At 62.3% G+C, this 15,401-nt stretch carries 15 protein-coding genes and 1 pseudogene; 10 read left to right on the top strand and 6 right to left on the bottom strand.

The genetic code is table 11. The annotated features are described in order from the left end of the window. The first annotated feature begins 11 nt into the window (after window positions 1-11). The 4 genes from HWN36_RS08555 (at window position 12) to HWN36_RS08540 (ending at window position 3,263) form a co-directional block, all read left to right on the top strand. Window positions 12-890 (top strand): Mrp/NBP35 family ATP-binding protein, encoded by an 879-nt coding sequence (locus HWN36_RS08555; protein WP_176788951.1) that lies wholly within the window; start codon window positions 12-14, stop codon window positions 888-890. Continuing rightward, complete coding sequence (locus HWN36_RS08550) at window positions 891-1,208, top strand: hypothetical protein (RefSeq protein WP_176788950.1); 318 nt, start codon at window positions 891-893, stop codon at window positions 1,206-1,208. 184 nt (window positions 1,209-1,392) lie between these two features. Further along, window positions 1,393-2,982, top strand: a complete 1,590-nt coding sequence (locus HWN36_RS08545; RefSeq protein ID WP_176788949.1) for an FMN-binding glutamate synthase family protein — start codon at window positions 1,393-1,395, stop codon at window positions 2,980-2,982. Window positions 2,983-3,077: 95 nt separating this feature from the next. After that, window positions 3,078-3,263 carry a hypothetical protein gene (locus HWN36_RS08540; RefSeq protein WP_176788948.1) on the top strand — a complete coding sequence of 62 codons (186 nt, stop codon included), beginning with the start codon at window positions 3,078-3,080 and terminating at the stop codon, window positions 3,261-3,263. On the opposite strand, the gene HWN36_RS08535 is transcribed toward HWN36_RS08540, so the two are convergent. Next, entirely contained in the window at window positions 3,264-4,391 is a 1,128-nt protein-coding gene (locus HWN36_RS08535) for an IS256 family transposase (RefSeq protein WP_176787304.1), read from the bottom strand. 119 nt (window positions 4,392-4,510) lie between these two features. On the opposite strand from HWN36_RS08535, the gene HWN36_RS08530 reads away from it, so the two are divergent. Beyond that, window positions 4,511-5,086 carry a hypothetical protein gene (locus HWN36_RS08530; RefSeq protein WP_176788947.1) on the top strand — a complete coding sequence of 192 codons (576 nt, stop codon included), beginning with the start codon at window positions 4,511-4,513 and terminating at the stop codon, window positions 5,084-5,086. 732 nt (window positions 5,087-5,818) lie between these two features. Here the strand turns inward: HWN36_RS08530 and HWN36_RS08525 are convergent. From HWN36_RS08525 to glnA, 5 genes and pseudogenes are all read right to left on the bottom strand, one after another. Continuing rightward, window positions 5,819-6,154 (bottom strand): P-II family nitrogen regulator, encoded by a 336-nt coding sequence (locus tag HWN36_RS08525; RefSeq protein ID WP_343044959.1) that lies wholly within the window; start codon window positions 6,152-6,154, stop codon window positions 5,819-5,821. Window positions 6,155-6,160: 6 nt separating this feature from the next. After that, complete coding sequence (locus HWN36_RS08520; protein WP_176788945.1) at window positions 6,161-7,357, bottom strand: ammonium transporter; 1,197 nt, start codon at window positions 7,355-7,357, stop codon at window positions 6,161-6,163. Window position 7,358: 1 nt separating this feature from the next. Then, entirely contained in the window at window positions 7,359-7,706 is a 348-nt protein-coding gene (locus tag HWN36_RS08515; protein WP_176788944.1) for a hypothetical protein, read from the bottom strand. 15 nt (window positions 7,707-7,721) lie between these two features. After that, window positions 7,722-8,890 (bottom strand): annotated as a pseudogene (locus HWN36_RS08510) (ammonium transporter). A gap of 120 nt (window positions 8,891-9,010) precedes the next feature. Further along, complete coding sequence (gene glnA / locus HWN36_RS08505) at window positions 9,011-10,339, bottom strand: type I glutamate--ammonia ligase (protein ID WP_176788943.1); 1,329 nt, start codon at window positions 10,337-10,339, stop codon at window positions 9,011-9,013. Window positions 10,340-10,441: 102 nt separating this feature from the next. Between glnA and HWN36_RS08500 the strand changes: the two genes are divergently transcribed. From HWN36_RS08500 to HWN36_RS12050, 5 genes are all read left to right on the top strand, one after another. Further along, window positions 10,442-11,491, top strand: coding sequence for a class II glutamine amidotransferase (locus HWN36_RS08500; protein WP_176788942.1), 1,050 nt, complete (start codon window positions 10,442-10,444; stop codon window positions 11,489-11,491). Then, complete coding sequence (locus HWN36_RS08495) at window positions 11,491-13,002, top strand: glutamate synthase-related protein (protein ID WP_176788941.1); 1,512 nt, start codon at window positions 11,491-11,493, stop codon at window positions 13,000-13,002. The genes HWN36_RS08500 and HWN36_RS08495 overlap by 1 nt, the downstream gene beginning before the upstream one ends. Before the next feature lie 2 nt (window positions 13,003-13,004). Then, window positions 13,005-13,742 (top strand): GltB/FmdC/FwdC-like GXGXG domain-containing protein, encoded by a 738-nt coding sequence (locus tag HWN36_RS08490; protein WP_176789608.1) that lies wholly within the window; start codon window positions 13,005-13,007, stop codon window positions 13,740-13,742. Window positions 13,743-13,748: 6 nt separating this feature from the next. After that, window positions 13,749-14,774, top strand: a complete 1,026-nt coding sequence (locus tag HWN36_RS08485; RefSeq protein WP_176788940.1) for a Coenzyme F420 hydrogenase/dehydrogenase, beta subunit C-terminal domain — start codon at window positions 13,749-13,751, stop codon at window positions 14,772-14,774. Between the two features lie 475 nt (window positions 14,775-15,249). Then, window positions 15,250-15,393 carry a hypothetical protein gene (locus tag HWN36_RS12050; RefSeq protein ID WP_246269887.1) on the top strand — a complete coding sequence of 48 codons (144 nt, stop codon included), beginning with the start codon at window positions 15,250-15,252 and terminating at the stop codon, window positions 15,391-15,393. Window positions 15,394-15,401 lie beyond the last annotated feature (8 nt).

The following is a 15,401-nucleotide window of genomic DNA, read 5'->3' as shown; positions in this document are numbered from 1 at the left end:
AGGAGATAATTATGGCACAATCCACAGACGCACAGGAAAAATGCGACGGCAACTGCTCAACCTGCCCGAGCGCCCAGAAAGAAGGATGCGACTCGCCGCAGAAGGGACTTCCACCGAAGGTGAAGATCGACGTCAAGCACGTGATTCTGGTCCTCTCAGGCAAGGGCGGCGTCGGCAAGACGACTGTCTCGGTGAACCTCGCCTCCGCCCTCGCTAACCACGGCAAGAACGTCGGCATCCTTGACCTCGACATCCACGGCCCGAACATTCCGAAGATGGTCGGCGCCGAGGGGCAGAAACTGATGGTGATGGGGAACAAGATCGAGCCCATCCATATCACCGGCAACCTCTCAGTCGTCTCGATGGAATTCCTCCTCCCGGACGCCGACACCCCGGTGATCTGGCGCGGGCCGATGAAGATGTCTGCGATCAAGCAGTTCCTTGAGGACGTGAACTGGGGCTCACTCGATTATCTGGTCGTCGACCTCCCACCCGGAACCGGCGACGAGGCCCTCACCATCGTGCAGCTCGCACCCAACATCAAGGGGGCGGTGATCGTCACCACGCCGCAGGAAGTCTCGACGATGGACTCGAAAAAAGCGGCGAAATTCATCGAGAAACTCGATATCCCGGTCATCGGCGTCATCGAGAACATGAGCGGCTTCATCTGCCCGGACTGCGGGAAAGAGATCGATATTTTCGGCAAGGGTGGCGGCAAGAAGGCGGCCGAGGAACTCGGCGTCCCATACCTCGGGGCGATCCCGATTGACCCCACCATGAGGGAGGCCGGCGACGAGGGAAGACCGTTCATCAACCTGCATGCAAATTCCCCGGCCTGGAAGGCGATCGACGCCGTTATGGAGAACCTGGTCAAAATCGTCGAGGGATAAATGGATATTCTCCGGGTGCTCAGGGGGACCGGGGACCCCCTCGGTATCTATACGCCGATCGCTGGAGCGATCGCCGACATATCCACCTTTCCCGACCTGATCGAATCGATCTATAACGAGGCAAACACGCTCTCCGAAGAAGAGGCCGACCGCCTCCATTTCGCTCTGATCCGCCTCCAGATCTATGCAGACGTCCATCGCTACGAGAATATGGAGACCTCGCAGCGGATGAAGTATGTCGCCCAGGTGCTGGAAAAACTCATTTTCGGTTCCCTGATGCTGGAAGGCGGGGAACCGGGCGCAGTCAGCGCGGAATAACCCATTCTTTTTTGTTTGCCTCTCTTTCTGCCATTGGCCGGCCCAAGACCATGGAAAAGATATATATGAGAGACATTTGGAAGGAACTAAATAGTGGGCCATTATAAACTTATCTACTTTGGCGATAGCGCCAAGGCGTCAATGGATCGTTCGCACGAACCACCCTTTTACACTGGGGGAAAACATGAATCTTAGACAACCGAATGCAAACGAAGCAGTCGGGACCTCCAACCGTTCCCGGAACGTCGTCCCGATGTCTGGCCTCTGCACGCGCTGTGTCGATGGCTGTAAGGGCAACTGTGATATCTGGCTCTCCTCGTTCCGCGGCCGCGAGGTCCTCTACCCCGGCCCCTTCGGCGAGATCACCGCCGGTGCCGATAAGAACTACCCGATCGACTTCTCCCACCTGAATATCCAGGGCTATGCAGTGGGCGCCCGCGGCCTCCCCGAGGGCACCGAGATCGGACCGGACACGGCCGTCTTCTCCGCCGTCAACACCGAGACGGAGTACGGCTGGGACATCAAGGTCCCGATGCGCGTGCCGATCTTCACCGGTGCGCTCGGCTCGACCGAGATCGCCCGCGTGAACTGGGAGCACTTCGCCGTCGGCGCCGCGCTCTCCGGCATTACCCTGGTCTGCGGCGAGAATGTCTGCGGCATCGACCCGCAGCTCGAGCGCGACCACAATGGCAAGGTTTCGAAGTCCCCTGAGATGGACCGCCGTATCGAGACCTACAAGAAGTTCCACGAGGGCTACGGCGAACTTCTGGTCCAGATGAACGTCGAGGATACCCGTCTTGGCACGGCCGAGTACGTCGCCTCCAAGCACAACCTGGAAACCATCGAGCTGAAGTGGGGTCAGGGCGCGAAGTGCATCGGCGGCGAGATCAAGGTGAAGTCCCTCGACCGCGCCCTTGAACTCAAGAAGAGAGGCTACATCGTCCTCCCGGACCCGACGAACCCGGCGATCCAGGAGGCCTACAAGGCCGGCGCGATCAAGGAGTTCGAGCGCCACTCCCGTCTCGGCTTCGTGACCGAGGACGGTTTCCTCGCAGAGGTCGACCGTCTCCGGGACATCGGCTTCAAGCGTGTCACCCTCAAGACCGGCGCCTACTCCATGAAGGAGCTCGCCATGGCGATCAAGTACTCCTCCGAGGCGAAGATCGACCTGCTGACCATCGACGGCGCACCGGGCGGCACCGGCATGAGCCCCTGGCCGATGATGGAAGAGTGGGGCATTCCGACCTTCTACATCGAGGCGCTCACCTACGAGTTCTGCGGGCGGTTAAAGGCGCGTGGCATCCGCACGCCCGACATCGCCATCGCCGGCGGCATCGCCGACGAGGCGAACGCCTTCAAGGTGCTCGCCATGGGCAGCCCGTACGTCAAGGCCGTCTGCATGGGCCGCGCCCTGATGATCCCGGGCATGGTCGGGAAGAACATCCAGAAGTGGCTCGATGCCGGCGAACTCCCCAAGACCGTCTCGAAGTACGGCTCCACGGTCCAGGAGATCTTCGTCTGCTACGAAGAGCTCAAGGAGAAGTACGGCGAGCGCATGTCCGAGATCCCGCTCGGGGCCATTGCGCTGTACACCTACTCGCAGCGGTTCAAGACCGGCATGCAGCAGATCATGGCCGGGAGCAGGAACTTCAGCCTCGCCTCGGTCTCTAGGAACGACCTGATGGCCCTCACCCCCGAGGCCGCCGAGGTTTCCGGCATCCCGTACGTCATGGACGCATTCCGCGAGGCCGCCGAGGATATCCTCGACGCCTGAACGGGCAAATAGTCACCAGCAACCGCGTCAGGCGTGCCTTTCCGGCACGCCGCTTTTTTATGCCCGCGCTCCCACCTCTATGTGGTGATGATGCGATGCGCCGCCTGACATGGGAGATGCGTCTTGGAATTTTTCTTGTCGCCGCTTCGGCGGTGATTTACACAGCGAAGTTCCTGGTCCTCGGGGACCCGGAGAATACCTATTACTACGTCTTCAACGCCCTCGGTTTGGTAGTGTTTCAGATCTTCTGTAATTCGTCTGAGCCCTGTCTCCTTGTTTGATCATTCCCCCTCCATCGTCAAATATCTTCTGCCGGTCACCCACTCCTCATTGATGTCCATCAGGATGGATCCTGCCAGCCTGAGGAGTGACTCTTCATTGGGAAAGGCCCCTACAACTTTGGTTCTCCGTTTCAGTTCCTTGTTGACTCTTTCCATCATGTTCGTCGTTCGGATCCGCTTTGCGTGCTCTTTCGGGAACGCCGTGTAACTCATAAGTCCCGGGATGAATCTCTCGATCGTATTGGCCGCTTTCCGATATCCTCGTTCGTTCAGATCATCTGCAAGCTGCTGAAGTCTTTCCTCGTCCCCATATGCCTCCTTCAAGGACTCAGCAACTTCTTTCTGATGTTTCCGTGGAATATTCTTTAAAACCGCCCGGGTGCAATGGACCGAGCACATCTGCCACGATGCGCCGAGGAAGGCGGCTTCCGCCGCCTTCTGGATCCCGGCATGACCATCTGAGACAACCATCTTGACACCCACCAATCCTCGTTCTTTGAGGTCTTCGAACAATCCCGACCAGAACATCTCATTTTCACAATCAGTGATTCTAGCTCCCAGGATTTCCCGGTAGCCATCCATTCGAACACCGGCGATCACCAGAAGAGCTTTGGTGATGTAGCGTGGTCCCTCTCTGACTTTGTAGTACGAAGCATCCACAAAGAGATAGGGAATCTCCTGTTCAATAGGCCTCTGAAGGAATGCATGGACCTGTTCATCGAGGTCCTTTGCTATCCTGGATACTGAAGCAGGAGAGAGTTGTTCGATGCCAAAATGAGCAACAATCTCCTGGATCCGGCGGGTTGAGACTCCCTGAAGGTAGGATTCAAAGATAGCATTCTCAAGAGCCTTCTCAACCCGGGAATAGCGTCCAAATACCTGTGTTTCGAAGGGGAACTCTCGGAATTGTGGTTTCTGGAGGATCGTTTCTCCATATCGGGTTTTTAGAGAGCGCTTCTTGTAGCCGTTTCGGTGAGCCTTCCGCGCATCGGTTCGTTCATACTGCTCGGCTCCCGCCTGGTGGAGGGCTTCGAGCAGCATCACCTGGTTGAGGAACCAGGTGATGAGGGTCTTCATGCCATTCTCATTATCGGAAAGATAATCTTCGATTAACGCTAAGGGATCCATGGCCCTGTTTCTCCTTTGTCCAAATCTAGATTGGATTCAGGGCCAAATTATTTTTACAGAAGATTCGTTACACTATCCTCGGTTTCCTGCCGATCAACGTCCTGCTCGTCACGGTCATCTTGAATCAGCTCCTCTCGGTGCGGGCAAAGCGCGAGCGGCTTGAGAAGATGAACATGGTGATCGGGACGTTCTTCTCCGAGGTCGGGACGAACCTGCTGGTCAGGCTCTCTGACCGGGACCCGAACCTCTCGTCGATCAAGGAGGATCTCGTGGTCGGAAACGACTGGTCAGACGCCGATTTCGCCAGGGTCAGAAAGCATCTGGAGGCATATTCCTCGGCGGTTACAATCGATCCCGCAGAACTGGTCGTGCTGAAGGAGTACCTGATAAAAAAACGCAACTTCCTTCTTCGCCTCCTCGAAAACCCGATGCTGCTGGAGCACGGGCCGTTCACCGAGGTGTTGAGGGCGGTCTTCCACCTCACCGACGAACTGGAGCGGCGGGAAGACCTTGCGGGCACCCCGGAGAGCGACCAGAAGCACCTTGCCGGCGACATCAACCGCGCCTATCGCCTGCTGGCGCTCGCATGGCTGGACTACATGAAGTACCTCAAGAACAATTACCCGTACCTCTTCTCCCTTGCGATGCGGACCAACCCCTTCGACGAGACGGCCTCGCCGGTAGTGAAGGCGTAAGGTCCCCTTTTTTTCGATTTTATGGTTCTTTCGAAGTCCTCACGTTTACGGATGCGAGCGTGATTCATTCGCCTTCCCCGATCTTCGCGCCGGGGGTTCTTACCCCCGGACTCCCGCGTGCGATTGCCCTGGACATGCGAGGAGGGGCCGGGCGGCGCATCCGTCGATGTAAAATGATGGGTGGGCGTGCCGGCGTGGTTGCCCGTCCCTGCCCCTATCGTAATCGGCAGGGGGTCAGGGGGGCAGCATGCCCCCCGGTATCGAGGCGAAGATCCTCTTTTTCGATCACAGCGCACCGACCGACTGCCTTCCCGCATCCCCGCGCCGGGGGCTTTTGCCCCCGGACCCCCGCACACGATTGGGCCGGGAAGGCCAGGGCAAAGTCCAGGGGAGGATCTCTGCCATCTACCCCCCTATCGCAATCGGCGGGGGGGGACCGGGGGGCGGATTGCCCCTGACATGCAGGGAGGGGGAGGCCCGAGCATCTTTCGATGGGAAAATGCCGGATGGGGGTGCCGGCGCGGTTTGCCCGCCATCGTCCCCGAATATCCCCTTCATGTGCGGCGATGCAAGGGTACAAGGCAGGGGTACCGTGTCCGGAGCATTCTTCTCCGATGCAGGAGGAGATGATCTGCCTGCAGGCGATTTTGAGCGGCGGGAGACAAAAAAAGATGCAGGCCGGGCGTCAGGATCGGCCTGCGAATCTGTACACCGGGGTGCGGGTTTCCTCTTCTAGATGCTCACCTCCTCGGTCCGGACCTTTGCGGCCATGTCCAGCGGCAGAACAAAGACCTTGCCGTCGCCTATCCTGCCTGTCCGGGCCGCGTCCCTGATGATCTGGACGACGGTCTCGGCAAAGGTCGCCGAAACCGCCATCTCGATCCTGATCTTCGGGATCAGGTCGACGGTCACCGGGCCGCCGCGGGACCGGAGGGCGATGCCCTTCTGCTCGCCCCGCCCCCGCACCTCGGAGACGGTCATTGCCGGAAAGCCCTTCTCCGCAAGGGCTTTTTCCACCTGTTCGAATTTTTCCGGGCGTATCACCGCGATGATCATCTTCATCATCATGCCACCTCACGCGTGGGCCGACTCCCCGTGCTGGGAGATGTCAAGGCCCACATATTCTTCGTCTTCGCTGACGCGGAGGCCGAGCGTCCGGTCGACAATCCACGCGAGGGCGTAGGTCATGCCGAAGGCGTAGACGAGCGCAGCACCAGCGTCGACGACCTGGATGACGAACTGGTCGACGTTCCCGTAGAGGAGACCGTCAACACCGCCGACCGCCGCCACCGCAAAGATACCTGTTGCAATCGCTCCCCAGAGCCCGCCCATGCCGTGGACGGCCCAGGCGTCCAGGCTCTCGTCGAGGCCGCGGCTGAGGCGGAAGAGCATGGCGCCGTAGCAGAGCAGACCGGCAATCCCACCGATGGCGATCGCCGAGACCGGGTCGACGAAGCCCGCCGCCGGAGTGATGGCGACGAGACCGGCGATCGCACCCGAGATCATGCCAAGCGAACTCGGTTTGCCGCGGTACCAGGAGGCGACAAGCCAGGCGATCGCACCCGCTGCCGCCGAGGTGTTGGTGACCACGAAGGCGCTCGCCGCAAGACCGTTTGCCGCAAGGGCGCTGCCCGCGTTGAAACCGAACCAGCCAAACCAGAGCAGGGCGCCGCCGATGAGGGTCAGGGGGATGTTGTGCGGCTCCATCGTATAGGTGCCGAACCCGACCCGCCGCCCGATCACCAGCGCCAGGGCCAGGGCCCCGAAGCCCGAGGAGATGTGGACAACCGTGCCGCCCGCGAAGTCGAGGGCGCCGAGGGACGCCGCCCACCCGCCGCCCCATGCCCAGTGGGCGAGGGGGTCGTAGACCAGGGTCGTCCAGAGCAGCCCGAAGACAATGAAGGAGCTGACCTTCACCCGCTCGGCCGCACCCGAGGTGACGATCGCAAGGGTCAGGCCGGCAAAGACGAGCTGGAAGACCATGAAGAGCAGGTCGGGGATCCCCTCGCCGTCCATGCCAACCCCTGCAAGGCCGAGGTAGTCAAGCCCGCCGATGAACCCGCCGATATCGGTGCCGAAGGCGAGGGAGTAGCCGAAGAGGATCCACTGGAGGGAGACCACCGAGAAGGCGATGAATGCGAGGGTGATCATGGCGATGATGTTCTTCCGCCGCACAAGGCCCCCGTAGAAGAGGCCCACGCCCGGCGTCATCAGCATGACCATCGCCGTGCAGATGAGGATGAAAGCGGTATCACCGGCATCGATCGCCATCTCAGATCACCCCGTGGCAGACGGCGCCATCGGTCGCCGCGTCCTCGACCATCGAGCCCTGCCAGAACCCCTCAGCCACCGCGGCCAGGGCGCGGCTCTCCGGGGTGCTGCCCTCAACCGCCTCGAGCCCTGCCGATATCGCCGCTGCACGGCTGGCATCCTGCCAGAACCGTTTGGCGACGGCGATTGTGGTGAGGCCGACGTATTCGGCGTCGTCACCCCGGGGCGCAGCGGAGAGGCTGCCGGGATCTCCGGCAGACCGGTTACCCGCACCCCGGTAGAACACATACCCTTCCGGGTGCATCGTTGTCACCATCGTTATCAGGAAGGAAGTGGACTTCCACCGCATTTAATTATTTCTCAATCACATCTGGAGCGACTCCCCGTGCTGGGCAATGTCCAGCCCCACGTACTCCTCCTCCTCGCTCACCCGCAGCCCCATCACCCGGTCCACCCCCTTTGCAAGGAGATAGGTCATGCCGAAGGCATAGGCCATGGCGGCAAGGGCGCAGACGACCTGAACGAGGAACTGCCCGGAGTTCCCGGCGAGGAGACCCGCCGTCCCGCCGTCCCGCCGACCGCCGCCACCGCGAAGACGCCCGTGGCCACCGTCCCCCAGAGCCCACCGACACCGTGGACGGCCCAGGCGTCAAGGCTCTCGTCGAGGCCACATTTGATGCGCAGGAGCATCGCCCCATAGCAGAGGAGACCGGCGCCGGCTCCGATGGCGAGGGCCCCCATCGGGTCGACGAAGCTTGCGGCCGGCGTGATAGCGACGAGGCCGCCGATCGCACCCGAGATCATCCCGAGCGAGCTCGGCCTGCCCCGATACCAGGAGGCAAAGAGCCAGGCGAGCGCCCCGGCGGCGGCCGCCGCATTGGTGGTGACCAGGGCGTTCGCCGCCGCACCGTTCGCGGAGAGCACGCTCCCTGCGTTGAAACCGAACCAGCCGAACCAGAGCAGGGCGCCGCCGATAAGGCTCATCGGGATGTTGTGCGGCTCCATCGTATAGGTGCCGAACCCGACCCGCCGCCCGATCACCAGGCAGAGGGCGAGCGCCGCAAACCCCGAGCAGATCTCGACGGCCATCCCGCCGGCGAGATCGAGCACGCCCATCGTCTGCGCCCATCCGCCGCCCCGGGCCCAGTGGGCGATCGGGTCGTAGACCAGGGTCGTCCAGAGCAGCCCGAAAACGATGAAGGAGCTGATCTTCACCCGCTCGGCCGCGCCCGAGGTGACGATCGCAAGGGTCACCCCGGCGAAGGTGAGCTGGAACGCCATGAAGAGCAGGTGCGGGATCCCCTCACCGCCCATGCCGACCCCGGCGAGGCCGAGGTGGTCGAGGCCGCCGATCACCCCGCCGATATCGGTGCCGAAGACGAGGGAGAAGGCAATGAAGGAGAGGGCGATCATCGAGATGATATTCTTACGCCTGACAAGGCCGCCGTAGAAGAGCCCGACGGCCGGCGTCATCAGCATCACCAGGGCGGTGCTGATGAACACGAATGCCGTGTCGCCCGCCTCGATCGCTATGGTCCGCACCCCCCGTGCGGCAGATCGGTGACGGGCATGAAGTGTTTACCATATGCATCAGTCCAAAAAAGGGAAGGAAAGATCCTTCACCGGGTTTTAAAGGCGCGGTTAGAAAAAAATTTAGTACTTGGAAAGGTACTGGTCAAGTTCCCAGGGGTGGACCATCGTCCTGAAGGCGTCCCACTCCATCTCGGCGATCGTGTTGAGGTTCTCGATGATGTGAGGGCCGAGGGCGTTGCAGATGAGCTCGTCCTCCATGAGAGCGGCGTTCGATTCGTAGAGGCTGCCCGGCAGGGTGTCGATTCCAGCCGCCTTGCGCTCCGCGGCGTTGAGTTTGAAGATGTTCCGGTCGGCGCTCGGGGGCGGAGTGATCCGGTTCTTCACGCCGTCCAGACCGGCCGCAAGGACGGCGGCGAAGGTGAGGTACGGGTTGCAGGTCGGGTCAGGGCTGCGGATCTCGACACGGGTGCTGTTGCCGCGGGGCGCCGGCACACGGCAGAGGGCCGTCCTGTTCGAAGCGCTCCAGGATATGTAGACCGGGGCCTCATAGCCGGGGACGAGACGCTTGTACGAGTTGATCGTCGGGTTTGCGACCCGGGTGATCGCACGGATGTGCTTCAAGACGCCGCCGATGAAGAACAGGGCGGTCTCCGAGAGCTGGAGGGGCGCGTCCGGGTCGTAGAAGGCGTTCTTTCCGTCCTTGAAGAGGGAGCAGTTCGTGTGCATGCCGCTGCCGTTGATCCCGTAGACCGGTTTCGCCATGAACGAGGCGTGGAGCCCGTTGAGGAGGGCGATCGTCTTCGTGGCGAACTTGAAGGTGACGACATTGTCGGCGGTCTGGAGGGCCGAGCCGTACTTGAAGTCGATCTCGTGCTGACTCTCGGCCACCTCGTGGTGGGAGGCCTCGATCTCAAAGCCCATCTCGATCAGGGCGAGGACGATGTCCCGGCGGACGTCCTCGGCAAGGTCGGTCGGAGCAAGGTCGAAGTAACCGCCGACGTCCTGGTACTGGGTGGTCGGCTTTCCGTCGCACATCTTGAAGAGGAAGAACTCGAGTTCAGGGCCAGTGTTGAAGGTGTAGCCCATCGATGCGGCCTCGGCAACGACCTTCTTCAGGGCGAAGCGGGGGTCGCCCTCTAAGGGCTTGCCGTTGGGCAGGTAGACATCACAGATGAACCGTGCGACCTTGGCGTCCCCCTTCCTCCAGGGCAGGAGCGTGTAGGTGGAGATGTCGGGCTTGAGGACCATGTCCGATTCTTCGATCCTGGCGAATCCCTCGATGGACGAGCCGTCGAATCCGATCCCGTCGGTCAGGGCCTTCTCGGCCTGGATGTGCGGGATGGCGACGTTCTTCGGGTGACCGGTCAGGTCTGAGAACTGCAGGCGAATGAACTTTACGTTGTCCGCCTTGATTCTTTCCAGCATTGCTGCAACCGCGTCGGCTGACATAACGGAAACATGTTTCCACCCAATAGTATATATCATTACTGGTTACATCTTATTGGGTAAGACCGTATCCTATTCCTGAGATCAGGGAGCGGTGGAAATACTATGTGTGGAATTATCAGTGTCGTCGATCGGGCCGGCAACCTGATGGACGGCTCAAAGATCAAACGTGCGTTATCCTTGATGGACGAACGCGGCAGCGGCGAAGGGGCCGGCTACGCGGCCTACGGCATCTACCCCGAGTATGCGGACTGCTATGCACTCCACATATTTTTTGACAATATTGTCGAGACCAAGAGCGTAGTCGAGGCGCTCCTCCGGACCTGGGGGACGGTCGTGCATGACGAGGAGATCCCGACCTATGAGCAGCCGAACCTGAAGAAGATCCACACACCGTGGCGGTATTTCTTCAAACCCGATGCTGCACTGATGAGCGGGACCTCCTCCCCTGAAGAGGACATCGTCACCTACCTGGTGATGAAGGTGAACACCACCGTGCCGGGTGCGCTGATCTACTCGTCCGGCAAGAACATCGGTGTCTTCAAGGCGGCAGGATGGCCAGAGGACGTCGCCGATTTCTACCGGATCCAGGACTACGAGGGCTATATCTGGCTCGCCCACAACCGCTACCCGACGAACACGAAGGGCTGGTGGGGCGGCGCTCACCCCTTCAACCTCCTGGACTGGAGCGTGATCCACAACGGCGAGATCACCAGTTACGGCACAAACCGGCGATACATCGAGAGCTTCGGCTACAAGTGCACGATGTTCACCGACACCGAGGTCGTCGCCTACCTGGTGGACCTGCTCGCCCGGAGGCACGGTCTCGACAAGGAAATGACCGTCCGGGCGCTTGCGCCGCCGTTCTGGGACGAGATCGACGTGATGCCGGAGAAGGAGGCGACGCTGAACCGGGCGATCAGGCTCACCTACGGCTCAGCGATGATGAACGGGCCGTTCGCCATCGTGGTCGCCAACCACGACGGGATCGTCGGGTTCACCGACCGGATCAAACTCCGGCCCCTCATCGCCGCCGAGAAGGGCGACCGCCTCTACATCTCCTCTGAAGAGGCGGCGATCAGGCGCATGGAGCCCGAACTCGACCGCGTCTGGATGCCTCGCGCCGGCGAACCGGTCATCGGGAGGGTATACTGATGGCGATCGGGAGCGTGCCTCTTCGGTACCGGATCTCGATCGACCGCGACCGCTGCATGGAGTGCGGCCGGTGCGTCGAGAACTGCCCGTACGGAACGTTCAGATGGGAAGGAGACCGGATCGTCGTCGACTCGCGCACCTGCACGGCCTGTCACCGCTGCATTGCGATGTGCCCGCGCGATGCGATCACCCTCACCGAGCACCCCTGCGACTACCGCACTCACCCTGTCTGGACGCGGGACGCCAGGGAGTCGATCTACAACCAGGCAAAGACCGGCAAGATCATCCTGGCCGGCATGGGCAATGCCAGCCCCCTGCCGCCGATCTTCGACCGCCTCCTCCTGGACGCCTGCCAGGTCACCAACCCCTCCATCGATCCCCTGCGCGAGCCGATGGAGCTGCGGACCTATATCGGGAAGAAACCGTCCAGGCTGTCATTCAAACGGGGAGAAGGCGGAGAGGTCGAACTCCAGACCGAACTCTCCCCGAACCTCAAACTCGACACCCCGATCATGATCGGGCACATGAGTTACGGGGCGATCTCCCTCAACGCCCAGCTCGCCCTCGCAAAGGGCGCCCACGAGGCCGGCACCTTCCTGGGGACCGGCGAGGGCGGGATGCACCCGGCGATCTTCCCGTACCAGGACAACATGATCGTCCAGGTCGCCTCGGGCCGTTTCGGCGTGGACGTGGACTACTTAAACCGCGGCGCCGCCATCGAGATCAAGATCGGTCAGGGGGCAAAGCCCGGCATCGGCGGCCACCTCCCGGGCGAGAAGGTCTGCGCCGACGTATCCTGCACGCGGATGATCCCGCTCGGGAGCGATGCGATCAGCCCGGCGCCGCACCACGACATCTACTCGATCGAGGACCTCGCCCAGCTCGTCCGCTCCCTCAAGGAGGCGACCGAGTGGAAAAAACCGGTCTTCGTGAAGATCGCCGCCGTCCATAACGTCGCCGCCATCGCCGCAGGCATCGCCCGGTCGAGCGCCGACGCCGTCGTCGTCGACGGTTTCCGCGGCGGCACCGGCGCCGCCCCGAAGGTCTTCCGCGACCACGTGGGCATCCCGATCGAGGCGGCGGTCTCGGCCGTCGACCAGAAACTCCGCAGCCAGGGCGTCAGGAACGAGATCTCGGTGATTGCGAGCGGCGGGATCACGAACGCCGCCGACGTGACGAAGGCGATCGCCCTGGGTGCCGACGCCGTCTATATCGGGACGGCGGCGCTCGTCGCCATGGGCTGCCGGGTCTGCGGCAACTGCTACCGCGGCCTCTGCCCGTGGGGGATCGCCACCCAGCGCCCTGACCTCGTCGCCCGCCTCAACCCCGAAGTCCAGGCCGAGCACGTCGCAAACCTGATCCATGCCTGGACGATGGAGGTCTCAGAACTGATGGGGGCCGCGGGGATCAATGCGATCGAGAGCCTGCGGGGCAACCGCGACCGTCTGCGGGGCTACATGCTCGACGAGGGGCTGCTGAAGGTGCTCGACGTCAAACCGGTGGGGGCGTGAAGATGGTCGTGCATATCGATGCAGCAGACCTGCACTACACGCCGCTGAACAAACAGATCAGGGCGGCGGTCAGGGACGGCGAGAAGGAGATCGTCATCGACCACGTCCTGGGCCAGCGCTTCATCGCCGACGGACTGGTCGGCGAGGTCACGATCACGGTCAACGGCGTTCCCGGCGGCGACCTCGGGATGCTCATGCGCGGCCCGACGCTCGTCGTCCACGGCAACGCCGACCATGCGCCGGGCAACACGATGGACGGCGGGACGATCATCGTCCACGGGAGCGCGGGAGATGCCGTCGCCCACTCGATGCGCGGCGGGAAGGTCTTTGTCAGGGACGACATCGGCTACCGCGGCGGGATCCACATGAAGGAGTATGAGGAGAAGCGCCCGTGCCTCGTCGTCGGGGGGAGCGCCCGTTCGTACCTCGGCGAGTACATGGCCGGCGGGATCGTGCTCGTCCTCCGCCAGGGCGAGACGGGGCCGTTCGTCGAACGCGGGATCGCAAGCGGGATCCACGGCGGCGAGATCTACATCAGGGGCGAGATCGATGAAGATTGCCTCGCGATCGGGGCGAAGGTGCTCCCCTTCGACGAGGAGCACCGGGCGCAGATCCGGCCCCTGATCGAGGAGTTCTGCCGGCACTTCGGGGTCGAGGCCGCCCCGCTGCTCGGGGCGGACTACACCCGGATCGGCCCGGCGAGCGCCAGGCCATTTGCCGGAAAATACACCTGGGAGTGAGTGGAGATGGCAGAAAAAAGTTACAGGGATCTGAAATCCGAGGTCTGGGACACCGGGCTCTGCGCCCGCTGCGGAGCGTGCGTTGCAGTCTGCCCGGCTGACGCTCTCTCCTTTTCGCCGGGGTCGCCGGACCACCCGACGTCCTCGGGCTACTGCAAGATGGAGAACGACGGCGTCAGGTGCGGCGCCTGCTACCGCGCCTGCCCACGCGTTGAGGGCGGCGAGGTATCATCCCCCCTCCTGTGCGAGTACCTGGAGGCGATCACCGCACGGGCGACCTTCGCCGTTCCGGGCAAACAGAGCGGGGGGGCCGTGACGGCGATCCTGGCCCACGCCCTCGATGCCGGGCTCATCGACGCCGTGGTCACGGTTTCTGAGGACCACTGGACGAAGAAACCCGCTTCGACGGTGATCACACGACGCGAGGCGCTCATCGCCCAGGCCGGAAGCCGGTACAACTGGTGGGTGCCGATGCTCGCCGCCCTGAAGGAGGCCGTCGTGGTCAGAAAGTACCGGCGGGTCGCCGTCGTCGCCGTGCCCTGCGCCGCAGAGGCGGTCGCACGGATGCGGGCGAGCGACTTCGACCTCCTCGCCCCGTACGGGCGGGCGGTGCGCCTCCTGGTCGGGCTCTTCTGCACGGAGTCCTTCGACTACGGCAAACTGATGGAGGGGAAGATCAGGGGCGAACTGGGGATCGAGCCCTGGGAGGTCTCCCGCCTGGACGTGAAGGGCAAACTCGAAGTGACGACGACGGACGGCCGCGCCGTCGATATCCCGCTCAAGGACCTCGAAGCCTGCATCCCGTCCGGGTGCCACCACTGCACCGACTTCGCAGCGGTCGCAGCCGACATCTCGGCCGGGGCGGTCGGGAGCCCGCAGGGCTATACGACGCTGCTCGTCCGGACGCCGACCGGGAGAGGGTTTGTCGAGGGCGCCCTTGCGGCGGGCCTCCTCCAGGCGGGCGGCGAGGCCGACCTCTCGAAGGTCGAGTTCCTCGCGAAGAAGAAGAGGGCACGGGGCCGGCAGGACTGAGGTCTGCCCCCCCACACTTTTTTCCAGCGGGAGATCCTGCTGTGCATGCATTGGACCACTTCTCCGGGCCGATCGCTGCGGAGAGGAAAAATCTGGTGCGCCTCTGCCGGGGGAGGGGTTTGCGACGTTCAGTTTTTCGCGCCCTTCGCGGCTTCGCGTGAGGGGATAGGAAATCAGGCAGCCTCTGCCGGCGGGCCTGCTGCCCGCACGTCCCCGTATGTCCGGGGCAATCATATGCAGGATCCAGGGGTGCAGCCCCAGGGCAGCAGAGTCTCTGCACCTAAAGTTTTTCGCGTTCTTCGTGCCCTTCGCGTCTAGAGCGTGAGATTCATCCCCCGCCTCGATCCCCCGGGATCTTTTATATAGTTTGCATCCGCCCTACCTCATGTCTGAGGCAAAGGAGAATGAACATATTTATAAATGTAAGAAGGAAACATCTTTCCAACTCCTCGCAGACAGGAGCAGGTGAAGACTGATGAAACGGCAGCATATTATCTGGGCGCTTGCGGCGCTCTGCGTGATGCTTCTTATCGCCGCCCCGGTGGCGGCGGCTGACCCCTCGGGGAAGAGACGATCGCAGAGAACCCCGGAGCGGCCCTTGACTTTATCTGGGTACTGATCTGTGGC

This window comes from Methanofollis tationis (genome assembly GCF_013377755.1).
GTDB lineage: Archaea > Halobacteriota > Methanomicrobia > Methanomicrobiales > Methanofollaceae > Methanofollis > Methanofollis tationis.
This window is presented reverse-complemented; position numbering and strand designations above follow the sequence as displayed.